At 67.6% G+C, this 24530-nt stretch carries 26 protein-coding genes; 14 read left to right on the top strand and 12 right to left on the bottom strand.

Annotated features, from left to right (window positions below):
- Positions 1 to 90 precede the first annotated feature (90 nt).
- The 3 genes from BP68_RS06765 to bamC all read left to right on the top strand — a co-directional run bounded on the left by BP68_RS06765 (position 91) and on the right by bamC (position 4177).
- Positions 91 to 1923, top strand: a complete 1833-nt coding sequence (locus BP68_RS06765) for a M14 family metallopeptidase (protein WP_496369953.1) — start codon at positions 91 to 93, stop codon at positions 1921 to 1923.
- A gap of 193 nt (positions 1924 to 2116) precedes the next feature.
- On the top strand, positions 2117 to 3028 hold the full coding sequence (dapA, locus tag BP68_RS06760; protein WP_496369951.1) for a 4-hydroxy-tetrahydrodipicolinate synthase: 912 nt from the start codon (positions 2117 to 2119) through the stop codon (positions 3026 to 3028).
- Between the two features lie 60 nt (positions 3029 to 3088).
- Positions 3089 to 4177, top strand: a complete 1089-nt coding sequence (gene bamC / locus BP68_RS06755) for an NlpB/DapX family lipoprotein (protein ID WP_496369949.1) — start codon at positions 3089 to 3091, stop codon at positions 4175 to 4177.
- Positions 4178 to 4398: 221 nt separating this feature from the next.
- Here the strand turns inward: bamC and BP68_RS06750 are convergent, their stop codons facing one another.
- The 3 genes from BP68_RS06750 to BP68_RS06740 all read right to left on the bottom strand — a co-directional run bounded on the left by BP68_RS06750 (position 4399) and on the right by BP68_RS06740 (position 6561).
- Positions 4399 to 4671, bottom strand: coding sequence for a hypothetical protein (locus BP68_RS06750; RefSeq protein WP_496369947.1), 273 nt, complete (start codon positions 4669 to 4671; stop codon positions 4399 to 4401).
- A 211-nt stretch (positions 4672 to 4882) separates the two neighbouring features.
- Entirely contained in the window at positions 4883 to 5395 is a 513-nt protein-coding gene (locus BP68_RS06745) for a hypothetical protein (protein ID WP_496369945.1), read from the bottom strand.
- Between the two features lie 38 nt (positions 5396 to 5433).
- Positions 5434 to 6561 (bottom strand): JmjC domain-containing protein, encoded by a 1128-nt coding sequence (locus BP68_RS06740; RefSeq protein ID WP_496369943.1) that lies wholly within the window; start codon positions 6559 to 6561, stop codon positions 5434 to 5436.
- Positions 6562 to 6614: 53 nt separating this feature from the next.
- Between BP68_RS06740 and BP68_RS06735 the strand changes: the two genes are divergently transcribed.
- A complete protein-coding gene (locus tag BP68_RS06735) occupies positions 6615 to 7139 on the top strand; it encodes an FKBP-type peptidyl-prolyl cis-trans isomerase (protein WP_496369941.1) in 525 nt (174 codons plus the stop codon).
- A 73-nt stretch (positions 7140 to 7212) separates the two neighbouring features.
- Here BP68_RS06735 and BP68_RS06730 read toward each other — a convergent pair whose 3' ends face one another.
- From BP68_RS06730 to coaBC, 4 genes are all read right to left on the bottom strand, one after another.
- Positions 7213 to 7707: an outer membrane lipoprotein gene (locus BP68_RS06730; protein ID WP_496369939.1), complete on the bottom strand. Its 495-nt coding sequence runs from the start codon at positions 7705 to 7707 to the stop codon at positions 7213 to 7215.
- 195 nt (positions 7708 to 7902) lie between these two features.
- Positions 7903 to 8349, bottom strand: a complete 447-nt coding sequence (gene dut, locus BP68_RS06725; protein ID WP_496369937.1) for a dUTP diphosphatase — start codon at positions 8347 to 8349, stop codon at positions 7903 to 7905.
- 98 nt (positions 8350 to 8447) lie between these two features.
- Positions 8448 to 8897 (bottom strand): hypothetical protein, encoded by a 450-nt coding sequence (locus BP68_RS06720; RefSeq protein ID WP_496369935.1) that lies wholly within the window; start codon positions 8895 to 8897, stop codon positions 8448 to 8450.
- A 21-nt stretch (positions 8898 to 8918) separates the two neighbouring features.
- Positions 8919 to 10130 (bottom strand): bifunctional phosphopantothenoylcysteine decarboxylase/phosphopantothenate--cysteine ligase CoaBC, encoded by a 1212-nt coding sequence (gene coaBC, locus BP68_RS06715; RefSeq protein WP_496369933.1) that lies wholly within the window; start codon positions 10128 to 10130, stop codon positions 8919 to 8921.
- Between the two features lie 102 nt (positions 10131 to 10232).
- On the opposite strand from coaBC, the gene pyrG reads away from it, so the two are divergent.
- The 6 genes from pyrG (at position 10233) to BP68_RS06685 (ending at position 15231) form a co-directional block, all read left to right on the top strand.
- Positions 10233 to 11891 (top strand): CTP synthase, encoded by a 1659-nt coding sequence (gene pyrG / locus BP68_RS06710; RefSeq protein WP_496369931.1) that lies wholly within the window; start codon positions 10233 to 10235, stop codon positions 11889 to 11891.
- A 32-nt stretch (positions 11892 to 11923) separates the two neighbouring features.
- Positions 11924 to 12781 carry a 3-deoxy-8-phosphooctulonate synthase gene (gene kdsA, locus BP68_RS06705; RefSeq protein WP_496369929.1) on the top strand — a complete coding sequence of 286 codons (858 nt, stop codon included), beginning with the start codon at positions 11924 to 11926 and terminating at the stop codon, positions 12779 to 12781.
- Position 12782: 1 nt separating this feature from the next.
- On the top strand, positions 12783 to 13073 hold the full coding sequence (locus BP68_RS06700) for a DUF1330 domain-containing protein (protein ID WP_496369927.1): 291 nt from the start codon (positions 12783 to 12785) through the stop codon (positions 13071 to 13073).
- An 84-nt stretch (positions 13074 to 13157) separates the two neighbouring features.
- Positions 13158 to 14444 carry a phosphopyruvate hydratase gene (eno, locus tag BP68_RS06695; RefSeq protein WP_496369925.1) on the top strand — a complete coding sequence of 429 codons (1287 nt, stop codon included), beginning with the start codon at positions 13158 to 13160 and terminating at the stop codon, positions 14442 to 14444.
- Between the two features lie 27 nt (positions 14445 to 14471).
- Positions 14472 to 14756, top strand: coding sequence for a septum formation initiator family protein (locus BP68_RS06690; protein WP_496369923.1), 285 nt, complete (start codon positions 14472 to 14474; stop codon positions 14754 to 14756).
- Positions 14734 to 15231, top strand: a complete 498-nt coding sequence (locus BP68_RS06685; RefSeq protein ID WP_496369921.1) for a hypothetical protein — start codon at positions 14734 to 14736, stop codon at positions 15229 to 15231. Before BP68_RS06690 ends, BP68_RS06685 begins: the two co-directional genes overlap by 23 nt.
- A 3-nt stretch (positions 15232 to 15234) precedes the next feature.
- On the opposite strand, the gene hslO is transcribed toward BP68_RS06685, so the two are convergent.
- Together hslO and BP68_RS06675 are read right to left on the bottom strand one after the other, a co-directional pair.
- Positions 15235 to 16221, bottom strand: a complete 987-nt coding sequence (gene hslO, locus BP68_RS06680; RefSeq protein WP_496369919.1) for an Hsp33 family molecular chaperone HslO — start codon at positions 16219 to 16221, stop codon at positions 15235 to 15237.
- A gap of 31 nt (positions 16222 to 16252) precedes the next feature.
- On the bottom strand, positions 16253 to 16777 hold the full coding sequence (locus tag BP68_RS06675) for a gamma carbonic anhydrase family protein (protein ID WP_496369917.1): 525 nt from the start codon (positions 16775 to 16777) through the stop codon (positions 16253 to 16255).
- A gap of 52 nt (positions 16778 to 16829) precedes the next feature.
- On the opposite strand from BP68_RS06675, the gene BP68_RS06670 reads away from it, so the two are divergent.
- The 3 genes from BP68_RS06670 (at position 16830) to BP68_RS06660 (ending at position 20369) form a co-directional block, all read left to right on the top strand.
- Positions 16830 to 17636: a ferritin-like domain-containing protein gene (locus tag BP68_RS06670; RefSeq protein WP_496369915.1), complete on the top strand. Its 807-nt coding sequence runs from the start codon at positions 16830 to 16832 to the stop codon at positions 17634 to 17636.
- 110 nt (positions 17637 to 17746) lie between these two features.
- Positions 17747 to 19021: an EAL and HDOD domain-containing protein gene (locus BP68_RS06665; RefSeq protein WP_496369913.1), complete on the top strand. Its 1275-nt coding sequence runs from the start codon at positions 17747 to 17749 to the stop codon at positions 19019 to 19021.
- A 49-nt stretch (positions 19022 to 19070) separates the two neighbouring features.
- Positions 19071 to 20369 carry an EAL and HDOD domain-containing protein gene (locus BP68_RS06660; protein ID WP_496369911.1) on the top strand — a complete coding sequence of 433 codons (1299 nt, stop codon included), beginning with the start codon at positions 19071 to 19073 and terminating at the stop codon, positions 20367 to 20369.
- Positions 20370 to 20411: 42 nt separating this feature from the next.
- Here BP68_RS06660 and BP68_RS06655 read toward each other — a convergent pair whose 3' ends face one another.
- From BP68_RS06655 to BP68_RS06645, 3 genes are all read right to left on the bottom strand, one after another.
- Complete coding sequence (locus BP68_RS06655; RefSeq protein WP_496369909.1) at positions 20412 to 21389, bottom strand: Bug family tripartite tricarboxylate transporter substrate binding protein; 978 nt, start codon at positions 21387 to 21389, stop codon at positions 20412 to 20414.
- A gap of 80 nt (positions 21390 to 21469) precedes the next feature.
- Entirely contained in the window at positions 21470 to 22369 is a 900-nt protein-coding gene (gene xerD / locus BP68_RS06650; RefSeq protein ID WP_496369907.1) for a site-specific tyrosine recombinase XerD, read from the bottom strand.
- Positions 22370 to 22436: 67 nt separating this feature from the next.
- The gene (locus BP68_RS06645) at positions 22437 to 23399 is read right to left on the bottom strand and encodes a tripartite tricarboxylate transporter substrate binding protein BugE (protein ID WP_496369905.1); all 963 of its coding nucleotides are present in this window, start codon (positions 23397 to 23399) and stop codon (positions 22437 to 22439) included.
- 186 nt (positions 23400 to 23585) lie between these two features.
- On the opposite strand from BP68_RS06645, the gene BP68_RS06640 reads away from it, so the two are divergent.
- Positions 23586 to 24503 carry an AEC family transporter gene (locus BP68_RS06640; RefSeq protein ID WP_496369903.1) on the top strand — a complete coding sequence of 306 codons (918 nt, stop codon included), beginning with the start codon at positions 23586 to 23588 and terminating at the stop codon, positions 24501 to 24503.
- Positions 24504 to 24530 lie beyond the last annotated feature (27 nt).

Below are 24530 nucleotides of genomic sequence, written 5' to 3'. Positions count from 1 at the left end.
CACCCACTTTGGCACACGCAGGGTGCGCCACATGACCCGGCACCGTGCCGGGTAACATCTTCCCCCACGAGACCGCTACCGCCACCCACCATGACGATGCCGAAGACCCGCCCCTACAGCTTCACATGCCGGCCCCTGGCCAGCCCCCTTGCACGCCACCGTGGTGCCGCATTACTAGCCGTGGTGATGCTTTCCGCATGCTCGAGCACCCCGTTGCCGCCCTGGCCCGCGCAAGCACCCGCGGCCTCCTCGCCCGCCCCCGTACAGAAGGCGCCACGCACCGTACCTCCACCGCTGGGTGCAGTACAGCCCGGCACGGTTGTCACCTCACCTGTGCCGGCGTCACCACTCACGCCTGGTGTGGCAAGTGCCCCTCCCGTCCAACTGCCCTACAGCGCCGCCGTAGCGGCTCGATTCCCCGACCCATCCGTGCGCTACGAGACGCCCGGCCTGGTCGAAGGACGCCGCGCCTTCACCACCAACGCCGAACTCACGCAATGGCTGCGCAACCTGGCCGCGTCGCAAACCGGCGCCACGCGCGCGGAAATGCTGGACCTGGGACTGTCGCAACGCGGGTCCCCCATTCACGCCCTGGTACTCACCCGAGCCACCGGCACCGATGCAGCCGCACTCGACGCAAGCGGCCGCCCCACGGTGCTGCTGATCGGCCAGCAGCACGGTGATGAGCCCGCCGGCAGCGAAGCGCTGCTGATCGTCGCCCGTGAATTGGCACAAGGCCTGCTGGAACCCATGCTGGATCGCATCAACGTGATCATCGTGCCGCGCGCCAATCCAGACGGCTCCGACACAGGCCAACGCGTGACGTCCAATGGCATCGACATGAACCGCGACCATCTGTTGCTGCAGACGCCCGAGGCCCAGGCGGTGGCCAAGCTGGCGCGCAACTACCGCCCCATCGCCATCGTTGACGCGCACGAGTACACCGTCGCCGGGCGCTTCCTGGAGAAATTCAACGCGATCCAGCGCTATGACGTGCTCCTGCAGCATGCCACCACGGCCAACGTGCCCGAGTTCATGACCGAGGCGTCGCTGAAGTGGTTTCACCAGCCCATGGTGAAGGCGCTTGATGCCGAGGGGCTGAGCCAGGAGTGGTACTACACCACCTCCACACGCCCCGATGACCTGCGCGTCTCCATGGGCGGCACGCAACCCGACACCGGACGCAATGTGCACGGCCTGAAGAACGCTGTCAGCCTGCTGGTGGAGTCCCGCGGCATAGGCATTGGCCGCACGCACATCCAGCGCCGCGTGCACTCGCAGGTGGTCGCCGTCACCAGCGCACTGCGAAGCACGGTGGAGCGTGCCGACAATCTGGAGCAAGTGCGCTCCTTCGTAGCGCGCGACACCGCTGCCCTGGCCTGCCGCGGCGAGATCGTGGTGGAAGCCGGTCCCACGCCTACCCAGCACGATCTGCTCATGCTCGACCCGGCCACGGGCGCGGACCACACGCTGAACGTGGCGTGGAACTCCTCACTCCAGCTGAAAACACTGAAAAAACGCCCCCGCCCCTGCGGCTACTGGCTCGCGGCCAGCGCCGGCGACGCCGTGGAGCGCCTGAAGCTCCTGGGCGTGCAAGTCATGCGCGTGGCCGAGCCAGGGTCCGTGCTGGCAGACATCTACCAGGAAACCAGCCGTGAAACCGCCGAACGGCAAGACGTGCGCGGGGCCGTCGCCGGGGCAAGCCCCATCATCCGCGCACAGGTCACGCCAATGCGCAGCGCCATCGACGTGCCCGGCGGAAGCTACTACGTGCCTCTGAATCAGCCCCTGGCCAACCTGGCCGTGGCGGCACTGGAGCCCGATACGCAGAACAGCTACTTTGCCAACCACCTCATCGCCAACCTCGCCGACACCGCACGCGTCATGGCCACGCCCTCCCTGGTGTTTGAAGAAGGCGACTGAAGGCTTGCGCCTGGGGCAGATCGTTCCCATGAGAGCCACTTATTTGCCGGCACGCATCGACGCCACCAGTTTCATGGCAGCCTTCAGGCGGCCATGAAATCCGGCCAACCGCACAACAGCCCTGGGCCCTCGTTTGATCCACCCGATGACGGGCCATAGTTAGAATGTTCTTTTACCGTTTCTGAACGCGGACATGACCTTTTCCAGCGCCCCCCTGACCGGCAGCATCGTCGCCCTCGTCACTCCCATGCATGACGACGGCAGTGTGGACTATCCCACGCTGCGCAAACTCATTGACTGGCACATCGCAGAAGGTACGGACTGCATCGGCGTCGTTGGCACCACGGGCGAATCGCCCACGGTGAACGTGGAGGAGCATTGCGAGATCATCCGCGTATCCGTGGAGCAAGCAGCCAAGCGTGTGCCCATCATGGCCGGCTGCGGCGCCAACTCCACGGCCGAGGCCATTGAGTTGGCCAGGTTCGCCAAGAAGGTCGGCGCCGACAGCCAGCTGCAAGTGGTGCCGTACTACAACAAGCCCACGCAGGAAGGCCAATACCGGCACTTCAAGGCGATTGCCGAAGCCGTGGGCGACCTGCCCATGGTGCTCTACAACGTGCCCGGCCGCTCCGTGGCGGACATGCAGCACGAAACCGTGTTGCGCCTGACGCAGGTGCCCGGCATCGTGGGCATCAAGGAAGCCACGGGCAACATCGAGCGTGCACAGTGGCTGATCCGCGACGTGCCCAAGGGCTTTGCCGTGTACTCGGGCGACGACCCCACCGCCGTGGCCCTGATGCTCTGCGGCGGCCAGGGCAACATCAGCGTCACGGCCAATGTGGCGCCCCGGCTGATGCACGAGCTGTGCGTGGCCGCCATCGCTGGCGACACCCGCCGCGCCATGGAGATCCAGTTCCGCCTGCTGCCGGTGCACAAGCACCTGTTTGTCGAAGCCAACCCCATTCCGGTGAAATGGGCCATGCAGCGCATGGGCCTGTGCGGCGGCGCCATGCGCCTGCCCATGACGCCCCTGGGCCAAGGCAACGAAGCCGTGGTCGAGGCCGCCCTGCGCGCTGCAGGTCTGCTGCCATCCACCAACGCCTGATGCCACTTCGCCGGGCGTGCCCGCACGCTTGGCCAGTCTCGGACCAATGAGGATTTTCGCGTGAACGCTACCACCCGCTTGGGCCTGCTGGGCCTTGCCGTAACCCTGTCTGCCTGCTCCGTCCTGGAGAACGACAAGATTGACTACAAAAGCGCCACCAAGGGCCCGACGCTGGAGGTTCCACCGGACCTGAGCCAACTTTCGCGCGACACGCGCTACACAGTGCCTGGAGGAGTGGTGTCGGCAGCAGCCTTTGAGGCTGGCCAGGCACAGCAGCCCCGTGGTGCCGCCAGTGCAGCGCCCAAGTCCATCGGAGACGTGCGCATTGAGCGCGACGGCAACCAGCGCTGGCTGGTCGTGGATCGGCCCGCAGACCAACTCTGGGAGCCGGTGCGCGACTTCTGGATCGAAAACGGCTTCGTCTATACCGTGGAACAGTCCAATCTAGGCATTCTGGAAACCGACTGGGCAGAAAACCGCGCCAAGCTGCCGCAGGACATCATCCGCTCCACCATCGGCAAGGTCTTCGATTCGCTGTACTCCACGGGCGAGCGCGACAAGTTCCGCACCCGCCTGGAACGGACTGCCAACGGTGGCACCGAGATTTACGTCAGCCACCGGGGCATGATTGAGGTCTACACCAACAGCCAGAAGGAAAACACGGTGTGGCAACCGCGTCCAGCCGATCCTGAACTGGAGACCGAATTCCTGCGTCGCCTGATGGTCAAGCTCGGTGTGAGCGAGGAGCAATCCAAAGCCGCGGCGGCTGCCCCCATGCCATCCACACCCACTGCCCGCCAGGCCACGGTGAACAACGTGCCCGTGGTGCAACTGGAGGAAGGGTTTGATCGCGCATGGCGCCGTGTTGGCGTGTCGTTGGACCGCACAGGCTTCACCGTGGAAGACCGCGACCGCAGCCAGGGCGTGTACTTCGTGCGCTACGTGGCCCCGACGGAAAAGAAGGAGCAAGGCTTCTTCAGCAAGATCTTCAACAGCTCTCCCGATGCCGTGCCGCCTCTCAAGTACCGTATCGTGGTGCGCAGCGAGGGCAATCAAAGCACGGTTTCGGTGCTAAACGCGGCCGGCGCGCCTGAATCCTCGGCCAACGCACAGCGCATCGTGCGCGTGCTGGTCGACGACCTCAAGTAAGCCCTCCTACGCTGCACCCACCTGCGCAAGTGGGTGCAGCGCTTGCGTGCGCACCTGGCTTGATGCCAGCGTCATCACGCACAGCCCGACACCTCGCGAAGGCGTGTCCCGGCTCAATGCAGGCCGCTCCGCTAACGGACACACTCCAAAAGCACAAAACCCCGACCAGACGGTACGGGGTTTTGCGTGCAAGCGGGCCCTGAGGCCCGGTAGCCGTGCGCTTACTTGGCGGCGGAAGCAGCGCCAGCGGCGGCGCCAGCAGCAGCGTCGGCTGCAGCCTTGGCGGCGTCGGCAGCCGCATCGGTAGCGGCAGCAGCGGGAGCCTCTGCGGAAGCAGGTGCTTCTGCAGGAGCGGGTGCGGGTTCCGGAGCGGGCGCAGGAGCGGGAGCTTCCACGGGAGCAGGTGCCGGTGCAGGAGCGGGCTCTTCCTTCTTGCCGCAAGCGGCGAGAGCAGCAGCAGCGATCAGGGCAGCCAGAACGACGGAGTTCTTCATTGCAGTTTCCTATATGGACAAATGATTGTTATGAAATGCCATGGCACCCGCCTCTTGCAGCGGCAGGCCCGGCAGCGGTGCACAACGACACCAGGGGCTATACCAGCCGGAAATTATAGGAAGATTTCGTCAATAGTGGATAACACGAAGGACTCGCTACCCTTGTTACATCAGGGGCGTTTCGTTGCACATCAGCGGCACGGTTTTCGGCTCACAAACCCAGTACGGAAGCGGGAAAGCCTGGACTGCTTTTGCGCTCTGCCCATTCGTTGATCGACTCGCGCAACAGCACGCGCCGCTCGGGCTCCCGCCCTGTTACGCCATGGCAGCGCAATGGATCATGCCGCTGCAGCACCCAATGCGGCGACCAGATGGCGCTGGGCAGATCCTGCGGGTCCGCCACTGCAGCCCTGCGGCACACGATGATGTGGTCCCATCGCACACGCCATTGAACAAAGCGCGCATGCCGCCGCACGATCTCGTCGAAACCGGCCGCGATCATGGTGAAGCGCCGCCCAGCGCGCGCCCACTGCTGCAGCGAGTCGGCCACCGCGCGCTCGCCCAGGGGCCAGTCGTGGAAAGTCGCGTCGCACAGGAGCAGCTCCGGCCAGCCCTCAAGCGCAGCGCACGCCAGGGCATCGCGCACCAGTTGCTGGAACTCCACGCGTCCTTCGAAGCGTCCCGAAGGCAGCGCCGACTCCACATTGCTAAAACCATTGCCCATATGCCACTCCCATGGCCGGCGTGCCAATGCGCCCCGCGTCAGGCTGGCGGGCCGGCGTGGGCCCATCCCGCCTCGCACCAAGATGACAGCAGCTCCAGCGCCGCGTCGCTGGCCTGCGCCAGATCGCGCGCATCCAGATGGCGCCGATCCGCCAAGCGGCGCATCAGCGCCGCATCCCGTCCCGCGGCGCGGTAGCTGTCGCCATTGATGAAGACATGCTTGTCGTCGTACATCATGCGCGTGCGCCGGTCCAGTACCAGACTCTCCAGCATGCCTGCGACCGCCAAGGGCTCGAACCACACGTTGGGCTTGGGCTCGGTCAGCGCCTCTCCCAGGGCACATTCCAGCGCCAGTGGCTGCTGCAGCGCACGCTGCACCGCATCGCGCGCAAACGCCTGCAGGTCGGCGGGAATGGCGCCCGGCCCGCTCACGGCCTCCTGGCGCGGATCGCGATAGATGAGTGACGCATCGTCGTCCGCCGCGGCGTCTGCCATGCGCAGCAGCACCTCATGGGCCAGCCCCGCGCGATTGGGCGAACGGAAACCGACGGAATAGGTCATGCACTCCCCTTCGGCAATGCCGTCGTGCGCCCAGCGCGGCGGCAGGTAGAGCATGTCGCCCGGCTCCAGCACGTACTCCTCCTCGGGCTCGAAGTCAGCCAGGATCTTGAGCGGCAGTCCCTCGCGCAGCGCCAGGTTTTTCTGCCGGCCGATGCGCCAGCGCCGCCGGCCATGGGCCTGCAGCAGGAACACGTCATAGCTGTCGAAGTGCGGCCCCACGCCACCGCCGTCGCTGGCATAGCTGATCATCAGGTCGTCCAGCCGCGCCTCGGGCACGAAGCGGAACTGCTGCATCAGCGCATGGGTGGTGTCGTCATGCAGATCCACGCCCTGCACCAGCACCGTCCACTCGCGCGTCTGCAGCGACGGCAGGGAACGACGCGGCAGCGGCCCATGGCGCAGCAGCCACTTCCCGTCCTTGTGCTGGATAAAGCGGGACTCGACCTCCTCGCGGCCCGCCAGCTCGAACAGCGCGGCACGTGCCACCGGCGGCTTGAAGCCCGGAATGGCCTGCCGCACGAGCAGCGGCTTCTTGTGCCAGTGGCGGCGCATGAATTGCGCCGGGCTCAGGCCCCCGAGCAAGGCCAGTGGTTGTTGAACATCCATGGAATCGATAAGGCCGCCAGCGCGGCAAGGGAACGAACTGCGACAATTCTCCTATGGAAATTACCGAACAATGTGTGGTCGCCTTGACCTGGGTCTTGAAAGACACGCTGGGCGAAGAACTGGACGTGCTCGACGATCCCGTGGAGTTTCTGGTCGGCGGCGATGACTTGCTCGCCCGCATCGAGCAGGCGCTGCAGGGGCACGGCGTGGGCGCCGAACTTTCGTTGCACCTGGAGCCCGAGGAAGCCTTTGGCGACTACCAGGACAAACTCCTGTTTCTGGAGCCCCGCAAGCTCTTCCCCGAGGACATCGAGGAAGGCATGACCTTCGACGGCACAGCCTTACCCACGGGCATCCACCCCGATGCGCCGCGCGACGCGCTGTACACCGTGGCGCAGCTCTATCCGGAGCATGTGGTGCTCGACGGCAACCACCCCCTGGCCGGCATCGCGCTGCGGCTGCAGATCAAGGTGCACGGCGTGCGCGAAGCCACGGAGGAGGAAATCGGACGGGGCTCGGCCGGCACGGGTTTCTTCCGCATCCAGCCCCAGGCACCAGGCAGCGACCTGCTGCATTGAGTCCACGGCCACCCCTGACAAAACACTACGGGCCCCAAGCGGGCCCGTAGTGCTGCATAGGCCGCCCGGCGGCTCACATGCGCGAGATCTGCCCTCCGTAGAGACGCACCCGGTCGCCCGTGCGCAGGTCGCCGGGCGATGGCACCTCATAGACACGCTGGCCACCACGATCGAGCCGGACGGTGATGCGGTATGCCGCGTAGTCGGAACGGCTGTTGTTGCCCTCAATGGCATGGCCGGCGACGGCGCCACCCACGGCACCAATGGCCGTGGCCGCCGTGCGGCCTGAACCGGAGCCGATCTGGTTGCCCAGCACACCGCCCACCACGGCCCCGAGGATGGCCCCCGCGCCGGATGCGCGGTTGCGCCCCTGCATGCCCTCGATGTAGGCCACGGTGCCGTACTCGGTTCCCTGCTGATCGGGATAGGCGGAATAGCCGGGGGCCGGCTGACCCGAATAGCCCGCCCCCGGGTAGTCGGCATAGCGCGGCTGGTCGGCACAGGCGGCCAGCGCGCCCGCAAGGCACACGGCCCCGGCCCGGGCCACAAAGCGTAAAGAGGGATGCATGGTGTCACTCCTGAATCGTTCAAAAACTGTGGTGCGGGCGGCCTGCCCGCCATCCGGTCGATTGGAGCACCCGCGCGCCGCGCCGCTCGCCGGGATAACCCCGCGCCCGGCGTAGTTCCGCTGCCCCTACCCACGTAGGCGCGCACTGACACGGGGCACGGCTGCGGGCCGTGCCGGTCCGTGAAACGCGCAGGATCAGTGTTTGCCGGTGGAGCCGTAGCCGTTTTCCCCGCGCTCGCTGGCCGGGAACTCGGTCACCACATTGAACTGCGCCTGCACCACCGGCACGATGACGAGTTGCGCCAGCCGCTCCATGGGCTGGAGCGTGAACGCCACGTCGCTGCGATTCCAGGCGCTGACCATGAGCTGGCCCTGGTAGTCGCTGTCGATCAGCCCCACCAGATTGCCCAGCACGATGCCGTGCTTGTGCCCCAACCCCGAGCGCGGCAGGATCAGCGCGGCATAGCCCGGATCCTTCAGGTAGACGGCGATGCCCGTAGGCACCAGTTGCCATGCATTGGGCGCAAGCGTAAGCGGCTCATCCAGGCAGGCGCGCAGGTCCAGCCCCGCGCTGCCGGGGGTGGCGTAGGCGGGCAGTTGATCCGCCATGCGCGGGTCGAGAATCTTGACGTCGATCTTCATGGTGCAGAGGCTCCTGAGGGGCATCGCGGGCGGGCGGAATGCGCACCGCCCCGATGCCCAAAGCCCGCCATCATCGCGCAAACAGCGGGCTGTTCTCTTCAACGCCGGTCGATATCCCTGGCGCGCCTCGACCGCCAGAGGTGGTGGCCCACGCCCGCCGCCAGCACTGCGCCAATGGCCAGGGGCAGCAACGCCGGCGTGAACCACATCAACAGCACGAACAGGCACCACAGCAGCAGCGGCCACTTGGCCCACAGGCCCCGGGGCACGGCCTTCTTCGGCGCAGCCGAGCGCGGCAGCCTTTCCGCAGCTGTGGCGTGTGAGGCCGCGGCGGCGGCAACGCGCACCGGCACTGCCGGCGGAGTGGGCGACGCATCGGCACCTGCATGCGCACCGGCGCCCTGCGCCGCGGCACGCTGCAGATCCGCTCGTTGCAGCAGGCGCTCCACATAGCGGGCATAGTCCCCGTCCGGCGGCCCCTCGGGATCGCCGAGATGCGGCCGCTGCACGATGGTGGGGCGGCCGGGCTCCGGTCGTGGGCTGCTCATGGGAAGCACCAAGGCGGCCGCCTAGCGCAGGCGCCGCGCGATTTCCGCCACCAGCTGGCGGCCCAGATCGGCCTTGGGAGCGCGCGGCAGCTCCCGGTGGCCTTGATCGTCCACCAGCAGCAGCGCGTTGTCGTCCTGCCCGAAGGTGGCCGGGCCGATGTTGCCGACGAGCAGCGGCACGCCCTTGCGCGCACGCTTGGCGCTGGCGTGCGCGAGCAGGTTCTCGCTTTCGGCCGCGAAGCCCACGCAGTACAGCAGCCCCGCGCGTGCGCGCTCGGACCGCGCCACCGCGGCCAGGATGTCCGGGTTCTCCACGAAGGACAGCGCGGGCACCTCGCCCGAGCCATCCTTCTTGATCTTCTGTTCGGCGGCGCTGGCAGGCCGCCAGTCCGCCACGGCGGCAGTCGCTATGAAAATAGTAGCTATTTGCGCTTGTCCTTCAACCGCTGCAAGCATATTTTGTGCAGAACGCACATCGATGCGGCGCACCCCGCGCGGTGTGGGCAGGTGCACGGGACCGGCGACGAGCGTCACCTCGGCCCCCGCTTCGCGCGCGGCGCGCGCGATCGCAAAGCCCATCTTGCCGCTGGACAGGTTGGTGATGCCGCGCACCGGGTCGATGGCCTCGAACGTGGGGCCGGCCGTGATCAGCACGCGCTGCCCCGACAGCAGCTTGGGGGCAAAGAAGGCCACCAGCTCCTCGAAGATCTCGGCCGCCTCCAGCATGCGGCCATCGCCGGTCTCGCCGCAGGCCTGGTCGCCAAAACCCACGCCCAGCACTGTGGCGCCGTCCTGCGCCACCTGGGCCAAGTTGCGGCGCGTGGCCGGGTGGCCCCACATCTCGCGGTTCATGGCCGGGGCGATCAGCAGCGGCACGCGGTCGATGGGCCGTGCCAGGCACATCAGGCTCAGCAGTTCGTCCGCGCGCCCCTGCACCAGCCGCGCGATGAAGTCCGCGCTGCACGGCGCGATGAGGATCGCGTCGGCCTCGCGGCTCAGGTTGATGTGGGGCATGTTGTTGGGCTCGCGCGCGTCCCACTGCGAGGTGTAGACCGCGCGCCCCGACAGCGCCTGCATGGTCACCGGGGTGATGAACTGCTCGGCGGCCTCGGTCATCACCACCTGCACCGTGGCGCCGGCCTTCACCAGCAGGCGGCACAGCTCCGCAGACTTGTAACAGGCCACGCCTCCGCTCAGGCCCAGGACGATGTGTTTGCCAGCAAGCTCATTCATGGGCCGCAATTTAGCAGACGCCCTGCGGGGGCAAGGCCCGGGCCGGCCGGGCCGCGTGCGGGGCGGACTTTATAATCACAATTTCCCACCACCATCAAAGACATGACCAAATTCGTCTTCGTCACCGGCGGTGTGGTGTCTTCCCTGGGCAAGGGAATCGCCTCAGCCTCCCTTGCCGCGATCCTCGAATCGCGGGGTCTCAAAGTCACCCTCATCAAGCTCGACCCGTACATCAACGTGGACCCGGGCACCATGTCACCCTTCCAGCATGGTGAGGTCTTCGTGACCGACGACGGCGCCGAAACCGACCTCGACCTGGGCCACTACGAGCGTTTCATCGAAACGCGCATGAAGCAGGCCAACAACTTCACCACCGGCCGCATCTACCAGTCCGTGCTGGAGAAGGAGCGCCGCGGCGACTACCTCGGCAAGACGGTGCAGGTGATTCCGCACGTCACGAACGAGATCCAGGAGTACATCAAGCGCGGCGCCGGCATCGGCACCGACGATGCGGTGGACGTGGCCATCTGCGAGGTGGGCGGCACGGTGGGCGACATCGAGTCCCTGCCCTTCCTCGAAGCCGTGCGCCAGCTCTCGCTGAAGCTGGGGCCCAACAACTCGGCCTTCGTGCACCTGACCTACCTGCCCTGGATCGCCACGGCCGGCGAGCTCAAGACCAAGCCCACGCAGCACACGGTGCAAAAGCTGCGCGAGATCGGCATCCAGCCCGACGCGCTGCTGTGCCGCGCGCACCACGCCGTGCCCGAGGAGGAGAAGGAAAAGATCTCCCTCTTCACCAACGTGGCCGAATGGGGCGTGATCTCCATGTGGGACGTGGACACCATCTACAAGGTGCCGCGCATGCTGCACGAGCAGGGCCTGGACGGCCTGATCTGCGACAAGCTGCGCCTGAACACGCCGCCGGCCAGCCTCAAGCGCTGGGACGACCTGGTGCACGAGACCGAGCACCCGCAGGGCGAGGTGAAGATCGCCATGGTCGGCAAGTACGTGGAACTGTCCGACGCCTACAAGTCGGTCAACGAGGCGCTCAAGCACGCCGGCATGCAAAGCCATGTGCGCGTGAAGATCGACCATGTCGACTCCGAGGCCATCACCGACGCCAACGCCAGCGACAAGCTGGCGCTGTACGACGCCATCCTGGTGCCCGGCGGCTTCGGCTCGCGCGGCGTGGAGGGCAAGATCTCCACCGCCCGCTACGCCCGCGAGCACAAGGTGCCCTACCTGGGCATCTGCCTGGGCATGCAGGTGGCCACCATCGAATACGCGCGCCACATGGCCGGCCTGGAAGGCGCCAACTCCACCGAGTTCGATCCCCACACGCCCAACCCCGTGATCGCGCTGATCACCGAGTGGAAGGACGAGGACGGCACGATCAAGACGCGCGACGCCAACTCCGACCTGGGCGGCACCATGCGCCTGGGTGCGCAAAGCTCCGACGTGCAGCCCGGCACCCTGGCCCACAGCATCTACGGTGACGTGGTCACCGAGCGCCACCGCCACCGCTACGAGGCCAACGTGCAGTACCTGGACCAGCTGCGCAAGGCGGGCCTGGTGATCTCGGCGCTGACCCAGCGCGAGCAGCTCACCGAGATCGTCGAGCTGCCGCAGTCGGTGCACCCCTGGTTCATCGGCGTGCAGTTCCACCCAGAGTTCAAGTCCACGCCGTGGAATGGCCATCCGCTGTTCAACGCCTTCGTGAAAGCCGCCGTGAACGCCAAGCAGCAGGGCAAGAAGGCCTGAGCGCCCGCCTGCACACCGACAAGGAAACCGCCATGCAACTCTGCGGCTTTGACATCGGCCTTCACCGGCCCTTCTTCCTGATCGCCGGCCCCTGCGTGGTCGAATCCGAGCAGCTGCAAATGGACGTGGCGGGCCAGCTCAAGGAAATCACCGCCTCCCTGGGCATCCCGTTCATCTTCAAGAGCAGCTTCGACAAGGCCAACCGCTCCAGCGGCACCAGCTTTCGCGGCCCGGGCATGGACAAGGGCCTGGAAATTCTGGCCAAGGTGAAGAAGGGCATCGGCGTGCCCGTGCTCACCGACGTGCACACCGAGGCCGAGATCCCCGCCGTCGCTCAGGTGGTGGACGTGCTGCAGACCCCCGCCTTCCTGTGCCGCCAGACCGACTTCATCCGCGCCGTGGCGCAGTCGGGCAAGCCGGTGAACATCAAGAAGGGCCAGTTCCTGGCCCCGCACGACATGAAGAACGTCATCGACAAGGCCCGTGCCGCCGCGCGCGAGGCGGGCCTGCCCGAGGACAGCTTCATGGCCTGCGAGCGCGGCGCCAGCTTTGGCTACAACAACCTGGTGAGCGACATGCGCAGCCTGGCCATCATGCGCGAGACCGGCGCGCCGGTCGTGTTCGACGCCACCCACAGCGTGCAGCTGCCGGGCGGCCAGGGCACGAGCAGCGGCGGCATGCGCGAGATGGTGCCCGTGCTCTCGCGCGCAGCCGTGGCCGTGGGCGTGGCGGGCCTGTTCATGGAAACCCACCCCGACCCATGCAACGCCCTCTCCGACGGCCCCAACGCCGTGCCGCTCAAGCACATGAAGGCGCTGCTGGAAACGCTGGTGGCCCTGGACGCCGTCACGAAGAAGAACGGATTTCTCGAAAACGATTTCGGAGCCTGACATGCCCTCTGGTTACATCATCGCCTCGGTCACCGTGACCAACCCCGAGCAGTACGAGGAATACCGCAAGTGGAGCAGCGAGGCCATGCGCGTGCATGGCGCCGAGGTCTGCGTGCGCGGCGGCAAGGTCGAGGTGCTGGAGGGCGACTGGAACCCGGGCCGCACCGTGATCCTCAAGTTCCCCAGCTTCGAGGCGGCCCAGTCCTTCCACGACTCGCCCGAATACCGCAAGGCCCGCGCCGCGCGCGAGGGCGCGGCCATCATGCGGCTGGTCGTGGTCGAAGGCCTTTGATACTACGTTTTTGATAGCTGCTAGCGCTTGCTGGTAAAGCGCTTTCGGCCCAATTGGTTTGAAACTCCCGCAAAAAGGAAACCCATGAGTGCCATCGTTGACATCGTAGGCCGCGAAGTGCTGGACAGCCGCGGCAACCCCACCGTCGAATGCGACGTGCTGCTGGAATCGGGCGTGATGGGCCGCGCCGCCGTGCCCTCGGGCGCATCCACCGGCTCGCGCGAGGCCATCGAGCTGCGCGACGGCGACAAGGGCCGCTACCTGGGCAAGGGCGTGCTCAAGGCCGTGGAGCACATCAACACCGAGATCAGCGAGGCCGTGCTGGGCCTGGACGCCTCCGAGCAGGCCTTCCTGGACAAGACCCTGATCGACCTGGACGGCACCGACAACAAGAGCCGCCTGGGCGCCAACGCCATGCTGGCCGTCTCCATGGCCGTGGCCCGCGCCGCTGCCGAAGAATCCGGCCTGCCCCTGTACCGCTACCTGGGCGGCATGGGCGGCATGCAGTTGCCCGTGCCGATGATGAACGTCATCAACGGCGGCGCGCACGCCAACAACAGCCTGGACCTGCAGGAGTTCATGATCATCCCCGTGGGCGCGCCGAGCTTCCGCGAGGCCGTGCGCTGGGGCGCCGAGGTGTTCCACGCCCTGAAGAAGATCATCCACGACAAGGGCATGAGCACCGCCGTGGGCGACGAGGGCGGCTTTGCGCCTTCCGTGGAAAGCCATGAGGCCGCCATCCAGCTGATCCTGCAGGCCATCGAGGCCGCCGGCTACACCGCAGGCGAACAGATCGCCCTGGGCCTGGACTGCGCCGCCAGCGAATTCTTCAAGGACGGCCAGTACGTGCTGGAAGGCGAAGGCGGCCTGCGCCTGTCCGCCCAGCAGTGGACCGACATGCTGGCCACCTGGTGCGACAAGTACCCCATCATCTCCATCGAGGACGGCATGGCCGAGGGCGACTGGGACGGCTGGAAGGTACTGACCGAGCGCCTGGGCAAGAACGTGCAGCTGGTGGGCGACGACCTGTTCGTCACCAACACCAAGATCCTGAAGGAAGGCATCGACAAGGACATCGCCAACTCGATCCTCATCAAGATCAACCAGATCGGCACGCTGACCGAGACCTTCGCCGCCATCGAGATGGCCAAGCGCGCGGGCTACACGGCCGTGATCTCGCACCGCTCGGGCGAAACCGAGGACTCGACGATTGCCGACATCTCGGTGGGCACCAACGCCGGCCAGATCAAGACCGGCTCGCTGTCGCGCTCGGACCGCATCGCCAAGTACAACCAGCTGCTGCGCATCGAGGAAGACCTGGGCGACATCGCCCACTACCCCGGCCGCGCCGCGTTCTACAACCTGCGCTAAGACGCAGCCGCGCCACGGCGCACCGCCATGGTCACACGCATCGTTCCGCTCGTCCTGCTGCTGCTGCTCGTGGGCATCCACGCGCAGCTGTGGACGGGGCGCGGCAGTGTCGGCCATGTGGAAGACATGCGCCGCCAGATCGCCACGCAGCAGGCGGCCAACGCCCAGGCACGCCAGGCCAACGAACGCCTGGCCGCCGAGGTGAACGACCTGAAGGACGGCCTGGAAATGGTCGAGGAAAAGGCGCGCAGCGAGCTGGGCATGGTCAAGCAGGGCGAGATCTACGTGCATGTCACGCCCGCCCGGCGCTGAGGCCGCGCCCAACCCCGACCGGCCAGCCCCGCCCATGCTGCGCATCGCCGTGCTGGGCGCCGACCGCGCGCTCTGCACGGGCCTGGCGCAAGAGCTGGCGCGCCTTCGCCCCCAGGCCTCCGCTTGGGCGGGCGACCACCTCCCGCAAAACCCGGCCTTCGACCTGACGCTGCTGTGCGCGCAGGACCGGCCCGGGCCCGCCGAGATGCGGCTGCGCGCGGCACTTGCCGATGCGGGCCTGGCCTTCCAGGTGCTCTACGGGCCGCAGGCGGCGCGCCTGCGCAGCGCCCTGAATGCTATCGACTTAATAGCTACAGGCGCCTATCCAGAGGGCGCCCGAGCCACTTTTCCCTTAAAAGAACCCGACTGCGCCGGTGCGCAGCGCCAGCGCCTGCGCGCCCTGGGCTGCGAGAAATGCAGCGACCCCGTGTGCGAGCACCGGCTGTTCACCGCGCTGCGCGGCCTGGGCCGCTGAGGTTCACTGCACGCGCGAGGGTACCGGGGGCTGCTTGTCCCGCCCGGTGAACAGCTGCGCCGCGTCCACCGCGTCGAAGTGGTATTGCTGGCCGCAGTATTCGCAGCCGACCTCGACGGATTCCCGCTCGGCCAAGATGCTCTCGACCTCCTCCACCCCCAGGTTGCGCAGCATGTTGCCCACGCGCTCGCGGCTGCAGGAGCAGGCGAAGCGCGGCCCGTCCTCGCCCCGCCGGGGGACGAAGCGCAGCAGCTTTTCCTCCCAGAACAGACGGTGCAGGATGGTGTCCACGTCCAGCGTGAGCAGCTCCTCGCGCGTGAGGCTGGCGGCCAGCGTGGCGATGCGGTTGTAGTCCTCGTTGCGGCCGATCTGGTCCTCGTCCTCGCGCCCCAGCCCCCGGGCCAGGTTGCCCTCGCCCTTGAGGGGCATGCGCTGGATCAGCAGGCCCGCCGCCACCTGGTCGTTGGCGGCCAGCACCAGCGTGGTGTCCAGCTGCTCGGACTGCAGCATGTAGTGCTGCAGCACGTCGCTGAGCTTGTGCAGCTTCTCCTGGTGGTCGCCATGCAGCGGCACCACGCCCTGGTAGGGCTGCTGGCCCGGCAGGCGGTCCTTGGGGTCCAGCGTGATCGCGCAGCGGCCGCCGCCGCCCACGTTCACCATGTCCGGCAAGCCGGCGCCCGCGGGCAGCTCGCCCGTCACCGAGGCCGTGGCGCGCAGGCTCAGGTCGGACTGCACCTCGGCCACGGCCAGCTTGACCGGGCCGTCGCCGAAGACCTGCAGCACCAGCGCGCCGTTGAACTTGATGTTCGACTGCATCAGCACGCCGGCAGCGGTCATCTCGCCCAGCAGCTCGCTCACGGGGGGCGGGTAGGCGCCGGTCTCGGTGTTGCCGGCGCGGCGGCGCAGCAGCTCCGTCCAGGCGTCGGTCAGGCGCACGATCATGCCGCGCACGGGCAGGCCATCAAACAAAAACTTGTGCAGTTCGGACACGCAGAAAACCCCAGTCAAAACGCCGGGCGGTTCAGCCCAGCTTGCGCAAACCCGCCTGGAAGCGGCGCGCGTTCTCCATATAGTGCCGCGCGCTCTGGCGCAGCCCTTCGATTTGCTCCGGCGTGAGCTGGCGCACCACCTTGGCGGGACTGCCCAGGATCATGGAGCCGTCGGGAAACTCCTTGCCCTCGGTGACCAGCGAGCCGGCGCCCACCAGGCAGTTCCTGCCGATCTTGGCGCCGTTGAGCACCACGGCGCCGATGCCGATGAGCGACTCATCGCCGATCATGCAGCCGTGCAGCATGACCTGGTGGCCCACCGTGACGCGCTCGCCGATCACCAGCGGCTTGCCGATGTCGGCATGCAGCACGCTGGCGTCCTGCACATTGGTGCCGGCGCCGATGGTGATGCGCTCGGTATCGCCGCGCACCACGGTGCCAAACCACACGCTGGCCCCCTCCCCCACCGCCACATCGCCCATCACCTGGGCGCTGTCGGCCACCCAGGCCGATGCCGCCACCTCGGGTGCCACGCCATCCAGTTCATAGATCGCCATCGCGCTACCGTCTCCGTTGGTTATTGATATAGGGAAACCTAGAATTGTAGGGATGGAGCTTCGCCAACGTGCCCTGGAGGTCTTGTGCCTCGCAGACCCTGAAGAAAAATCGGCTGCAGCGCTTGATATGCAAGCGCAGGCAGCTATTTTTTCAATAGCATCAAAAACACCCATCCCGCCGCCGGACCCGCAGGCCCTGCCCGGCCGCCCCGCGCGGCCCGAGCTGCTGCACCACACGGCCGTGGCGCGCCGCTCTCCGGCCACGCCCGAGGGCCGCGCGGTGCTGATCCACGCCATCGCCCACATCGAGTTCAACGCCATCAACCTGGCGCTGGACGCCATCTGGCGCTTTGGCGGCATGCCCGACCCGTTCTACCGGGACTGGCTGCGCGTGGCGGCCGAGGAGGCGCAGCACTTTCGCCTGCTGCGCGACCACCTGCGCCAGCACCTGCACCACGACTACGGCGACTTTCCCGCGCACCAGGGCCTGTGGAGCATGTGCGAGAAGACGGCGCACGACATCGTGGCGCGCATGGCCCTGGTGCCGCGCACGCTGGAGGCGCGCGGGCTGGACGCCACGCCCCTGATCCAGCACAAGCTGCGCAGCGTGGGCACGCCCGACGCGCTGGCGGCGGTGCAGATCCTGGACATCATCCTGCGCGAAGAGGTGGGCCACGTGGCCATCGGCAACCACTGGTACGGCTGGCTGTGCGAGCGCCAGGGGCTGGATCCGGTGGCGCACTACGCGGTGCTGGTCGAGCGCCACGAGGCGCCGCGCCCCAAGCCCCCGCTCAACGAGGCCGCCCGGCGCGCCGCCGGCTTCAGCGAGGCGGAAATGCTCTGGCTGCAGCACGGCTGAGGGACCGCTGCGGCCCCATGCTTCTTACCTACAATGCCAAGCAGCGCCATGCGGCGGCCAAGGCCCCTTGGATGACCGCACCGCCGCCCGTTGCCCCGCCCCAGCCTTCCATGTCCACCATCCCCCCCGCCTCCCCCCAACCCCGCCCGACCGGCCCCGTCCAGGGCGGCAGCACCGGCGCCATGATCGCGCGCCAGGCCATCATGAACGGCCAGCAGGCGGTCATCGGCTACGAGCTCTTCAACCGCTCCCGTGCGCACGCGGCGCACACGGCCGCCAGCGACATGGTCCTGGTGTTCACCGCGCTCTCGCACGCCGGCACCGAGGAGCTGGTGGGCAAGATGCTGATCTTCGTGAACTGCACCCACGAGAGCCTGGCCGGCGGCCACCTGGAGCTGGTGAACCCCGACAAGGTGGTGCTGGAGATCCCCCCCCTGGGCCATGTGGCCGCAGCCGAGGTGCACGCCCGCCTGCCCATCTTGGCCGGCCTGCGCAACCGCGGCTTTCACCTGGCCTTCAACCACACGGTGCTGGAGTCGGCCTACGCCCCGTGGCTGCCGCTGGCGGACTACATCAAGCTCGACCTGTCGGTGCTTGCGCCCGACCAGCTGGCCGTGCTCGTCAACTACGCCGGGCGGCACTCGCAGGCCGAACTGATCGCCGAGAAGATCGAGACCGCGCAGCAGTACGACACGGTGTCCTCGATGGGCGTGGAGCTGTTCCAGGGCTACTGGTTCTCCCGCCCCACGCTGGTCGAGGCCAAGCTGCTCACCCCCGCGCAGGCCAGCATCGTGCAGCTACTCAACCTGGTGCGCAGCCAGGCCAGCACCGACGAGATCGAGGAAGCGCTCAAGAAGGACGCGGGCCTGGCCTTCAACCTCATGCGCCTGATCAACTCCGCCGGCCTGGGGTTGACGCGCGAGATCACCTCCTTTCGCCAGGCGGTGCTGCTGCTGGGCCTCAAGAAGCTGTTTCGCTGGGCGGCGCTGCTGCTCACCGCCGTGCGCACCGGCGGCACGCCGCCCGCCGTGGGCCAGACCGCCGTGGTGCGCGGCCGCTTCATGGAACTGCTGGCCCGGGAGATCCTGCCGCCCGAGGAGGCGGACCAGGCCTTCGTGATCGGCATCTTCTCCATGCTCGACCAGATGCTGGGCATGCCCATTGCGTCCGCCGTGGGCCTGCTGAACCTGCCCAGCGACCTGGCCGCCGCGCTGCTGCAGCGCAGCGGCGTGCATGGCGAACTGCTCACGCTGGTCGAAACCTGCGAGGCCGGCAACGACACCACCTTCGACCAGGCCGCGCAAACGCTGCAACTGAGCAGCCAGCAGATCAACTGGGCGCACCTGCAGGCGCTGGCCTGGGCCGACCAGATGGCCCAGCCGTGAAAGCCTGTTGACCTCCTAGAATCCCACGAACACTTCGCCCCCAAGAGCCATGTCGAGCACACCCGATTCCGTTGCGCAGCAACCCTCCGCCGCCACCACGCCGCAGCCCAGCCACACGGCCGACGCGGGGGATCTGGTCGTCATTGCCCGCCAGGCCATCCTGGACGAGCAGCGCGCGGTCTTTGGCTACGAGCTGTTCGACCGCTCCACCTCCGCCGACGCCCACACCGCCGCCAGCGACGCGGCCCTGCTGTTCAATGCCCTGTCCTATGCCGGCTCCGAGGCCCTGGTCGGCAGGAAGACCGTCTTCATCAATTGCACGCACGACAGCCTGGCCGGCGCCCACCTGGAGCTGATCCACCCCGAGAAGGTGGTGCTGGAGGTGCCCACGCTGGCCGCCGACGCCACGGCCGAGCAGATCGAGCAGTGCATCCCCACGCTGCAGTCGCTGCGCACCCGCGGCTTTCGCCTGGCCTTCAGCCAGAACGTGCTGCGTCGCGCCTACGCCGCCTGGCTGCCGCTGGCATCGTTCATCAAGCTGGACATGCAGGCCTTCAAGCCCGAGCTGGCCGAACCGCTGGTGAACTTCGCGCGCGCGCACACGCAGGCCACCCTGGTGGCCGAGAAGGTGGAAACGGCCGAGCAGCACGAGCGCATGGCCGCGCTCGGCGTGAAGCTGTTCCAGGGCTACTGGTTCGCCCAGCCGTCGCTGGTCAAGGCCCAGACCATCCGCCCATCGCAGGCGACCATCATCCAGCTCATCAACCTGGTGCGACAGCAGGCCAGCACGGCCGAGATCGAGGACCTGCTCAAGAAGGACCCCACGCTGTCCTTCAACCTGCTGCGCTTCATCAATTCCTCGGGCTTCGGCCTGTCGTGCGAGATCACCTCGTTCCGCCACGCGGTGATGATCCTGGGGCTCAAGAAGCTGTTCCGCTGGGCCGCGCTGCTCATGACCACCTCGCGCGCCAGCGGTTCGCCGCCGGCCGTGGGCCAGACCGCCGTGGTGCGCGGGCGCCTGATGGAGCTGCTCGCGGCCGAGCTGCTGCCGCCCGAGGAGTGCGACAACGCCTTCGTGGTGGGCGTGTTCTCGCTGCTGGACACCATGCTGGGCGTGCCCCTGGAGCGCGCGCTGGAAACCGTGGCCCTGCCCCAGCCGGTGCTGGATGCGCTGCTGCACAACAAGGGCGTGTTCGCCCCGTTCCTGGAACTCACCAAGGCCTGCGAAAGCGGCGACGATGCCGCTTTCGCGCGCACGGCCGAGGCGCTGCACCTGTCCAACCGCCAGGTGAACTGGGCCCACCTGCAGGCGCTGACCTGGGCCGAAAACCTGGCCGTCGAGGACTGACGCCCCAACCCGCAAGGCCGCGCCCGGCCTTGCGATGCCGCCTCAGTTCAGGCGGATGTGGGCCGCGCGGATGATGCGCGCGTTGCTCTGCGACTCCGCAGCGATCTGCTTGCGGAACTCCTCGGCGCTTCCACCCGTGGGCAGATTGTCCGAAGCCTCCAGGCGCGCCTTGATGTCGGGCAGCGCCAGCGCGCGGTTGATCTCGGCATTCAGGCGCTCCAGCACGGGCGCGGGCGTGCCCGCCGGCGCGAAGACCCCGAACACCGAGTTCAGGTTGGCGGCGGGCAGGCCCAGCTCGGCCAGCGTGGGCACGTCCGGCAGGGTCTCCAGGCGCGCGGGCGCTCCCACGGCCAGCGGATGCAGCTTGCCGGCCTTGATCTGCTGCATGACGGCCGGGCCGGCGTTGGTGGACAGCACCTCGAACTGACCGGAGAGCGCATCGTTGAGCTGCTGGCCGCCGCCCTTGTAAGGCACATGCGTGATCTGCACGCCACTGCCCTGCATGATGTGCTCGAGCATGATGTGGCCCAGCGACGCCAACCCCGACGTCGCCCAGCGCACCTGCCCCGGATGCGCCTTGGCGCTGGCCAGCAGGCTGCGGAAGTCGCGCTCCTTCGCTGCCTGCGTGCCCAGCAGCAGCACGGGCGAGTACATCACGCTGGCCACGGGTGCGATGTCGCGCGCCGCGTCGTACGGCGGCGTGCCCAGGTGCGGGTTGAGCACCAGCGGGCTGATCGCGGAAAAGCCCAGGGTGTAGCCATCCGGTGCGGCCTTGGCCACCGCGTCCATGCCGATGGTGCCGCCGGCGCCGGCCTTGTTTTCCACCACCACGGGCGTCCCCAGGCGCTCGGCCAGCTTGTCGCCCAGCGCGCGCGCCACCACGTCGCTGACGCCGCCCGCAGGATAGGCAACGACGATGCGGATGGGCTTGGCGGGCCACGATTGGGCCTGCGCCCCCAGGGGCAGCGCCACAGCCAGCGCGAGGGAGGCCAGCACACGCCGGCGCACGGAATCCTTCATGAAAACTCCAGAGATTCAAAAAAGAGCGCGATTTTTCACCGGATCGCCGCCGCCCCGCCAGCGCACGGCTCCAAGCCCCTTCAGCCGCGCGGATGGTGCTGCGCGTGCAGCGCCTTGAGCCGCTCGCGCGCCACATGGGTGTAGATGGTGGTGGTGGAGATGTCGGCATGGCCCAGCAGCAGCTGCACCACGCGCAGATCCGCACCATGGTTGAGCAGATGCGTGGCGAACGCATGGCGCAGCGTGTGGGGCGACAGCGGCGCGGTGATGCCCGCGGCCTGCGCGCATTTCTTGACGATGACCCAGAACGTCACGCGCGACATGGCCGCGCCGCGCTGGGTGACGAACAAGTCATCCGTCTGCTGCCCGGCCAGGATGGCGCCCCGGCCCTCGGCCAGGTAGCGCTGCAGCCAGCGGTGCGCCTCGTCGCCGAAGGGCACCAGCCGCTCCTTGCCGCCCTTGCCCATGATGCGCAGCACGCCCTCGGCCAGTCCCAGGTGGAAGATCTTGAGCGTGACCAGCTCGCTCACGCGCAGGCCGCTGGCGTACATCAGCTCCAGCATGGCGCGGTCGCGCAGGCCCAGCGCGGTGGCCGTGTCGGGGGCGTGCAGCAGGGCCTCCACCTGCGCCTGCGTCAGCGTCTTGGGCACGCGCAGCGGCTGGCGCGCGGCCTGCAGGCGCACCGTGGGGTCGGCGGCGATGCGCCGCTCGCGCAGCGCCCAGTGAAAGTAGCGGCGCAGCACCGTCAGGCGCCGGTTGGCCGACGTGGCCCGCGTCTGCGCATGGCGGGCGGCAAAGTAGCCGTGCAGATGGTGCTCGGCCGTGGCATCCAGGGTGAGCGGCGGCTCCTGCTGCGCCAGCCACTGCGCGTACAGCGTGAGGTCGCGCCGGTAGGCCGCCAGCGTGTTGCGCGACAGGCCATCCTCCAGCCACAGGGCGTCGATGAACAGGTCGATGGCGTTCTGGCTTTCTGGCAGCATGCGAAAACCATAGCATCAAAAAAACCGCCCGCGAACGGCGGGCGGCTTTCAGGGACGTTCGGTGCGCTTATTCCAGCGACAGTTTCTGCTTTTGCACCACCTGCTTGTAAACCTCGAACTCGGCCTTGATCTGCTCCGCGAACTGCTCGGGCGTGTTGGCGACGATGATGGAGTCGGTGTCCTCGATGCGCTTGCGCACTGCCGGGTCTTCCAGCGCCTTGCGGGTGCCGGCGCTGATCTTGTCCACCACCTCCTTGGGCAGGCCCTTGGGCCCGAGGATGCCGTAGTAGGCCATGCGGTTCACGGGCTCCAGGCCGACTTCCTTGAAGGTGGGCACGTTGGGCAGGGCCGCCACGCGCTGCGGCGCCGAGACCACGATGGGCACCAGCTTGCCGCTCTTGATGAAGGGCAGTGCCGAGGGCAGGTTGTCGAAGATGATCGGCACCTGGCCGGCCACGGTGTCGTTCAGCGCCGGACCCGCGCCGCGGTAGGGGATGTGCGTGACGAAGGTGTTGGTGAGGCTCTTGTACAGCTCCATCAGCAGGTGGCCGATGCCGCCCGTGCCGGAGGAGGCGTACGAGTACTTGCCGGGGTTCTTCTGGATCTCCGCCAGGAAGGACTTGTAGTCCTTGGCCGGGAAGCTGGGGTGCACCGCGATGATGTTGGGCGTGGCCGCGATGTTGATGATGGGCGTGAAGTCCGTGATCGGGTTGTAGGGGATCTTGGCGTTGATCGCGGGGTTGGCCGCCGTGGTGGACACAGTGGCCACGCCCAGGCTGTAGCCGTCCGGCACTGCGCGCGCCGTTTCCTGCGCGCCGATCACACCGCCGCCGCCGCCGCGATTTTCGACCACGACCGACTGGCCCAGGGCCCGCGACAGCGGGTCAGCAATGACGCGGGCGATGATGTCTGTCGTGCCGCCCGGAGCGAACGGGACCAGCAGCTTGACAGGCTTGCTGGGATAGCCCTGGGCAAAGGCCGTGCCGGCGGTGACCGCCAGAACCAGGGCCAGACAATTGCGACGATGCATGCGAAATCTCCTCATCAAATCGTGTTTGGTGAAAAAAAGCGGGGGTAGACGGCAATCCTAAAACGCTGAAGGCACCGCACAGGTCGATCCAAACCATTGATCTGTCAGTGATTTCCCCAATCACCAGCCCCTGACTCGCCCCCCGACCCACCCCGGCGCGGCCAGCGCCACCGACGGTGCCACGGTATGCTGCGCGCCGTGAATTACGCGCAGCTTCTTCTTCCGGATTTTTCACTGATTCTGTGCGGCTACCTGATCTGCCGCTACACCCCCCTCAACCGCGCGGTCTGGCAGCCGGTGGAAAGCCTGGTGTACTACCTGCTTTTTCCGGTGCTGCTGTTCCAGTCCATCGTCAAGAGCCCCATCAACGTGGGCGAGGCGGCGGGGCTGATCGTGGCCGGCGTGGTCACCGGCCTGTGCGGCGTGGCACTGGCCTACAGCCTGCCGCACCTGCCCTGGCTGGGCAGGCACATCGACCGGCGCGACCACGCGGCCGCCGCGCAGGTGGCCTTCCGCTTCAACTCCTTCATCATCCTGGCGCTGGCCGAGCGCCTGGCCGGCGCCCAGGGCCTGCTGATGGTGGCCGTGCTCATTGGCGTGTGCGTGCCGCTGTTCAACGTGGCGGCCGTGTGGCCCATGGCGCGCGCCGGCCAGCAGGGCTTTGTGCGGGAGTTGCTGCGCAACCCGCTGATCGTCGCCACGGCCACGGGGCTGATCGCCAACCTGCTGGGCTTTCGCATCCCGCCCTGGCTGGAGCCCACGGTGGGCCGCATCAGCTCCGCATCGCTGGCGCTGGGGCTCATGGCGGCCGGCGCGGGCATGCAGTTCGGCCTGCTCACGCGCGGCAAGCTGCTGTCGGCGGCCGTGCTGTCCATACGCCATCTGGTCCAGCCGCTCATCGCCTGGGTACTGGCACGGCTGCTGCAGCTGGACGCGACCCAGACCACCGTGCTGATGGCCTTCTGCGCCGTTTCCACGGCCTCCACCTGCTACGTGCTGGCGGCGCGCATGGGCTACAACGGCGCCTACGTGGCAGGCCTGGTCACGCTGTCCACCGTGCTGGGCATGGTCAGCCTGCCGTTCGCGCTGGGCCTGCTGCGTTGAGGCTATTTTGCTATTAAATATATAGCA

The organism is Diaphorobacter oryzae DSM 22780, assembly GCF_059568935.1.
The sequence above is the reverse complement of the archived record's forward strand: the minus strand, read 5'-3'. Positions and strand labels throughout refer to the sequence as shown.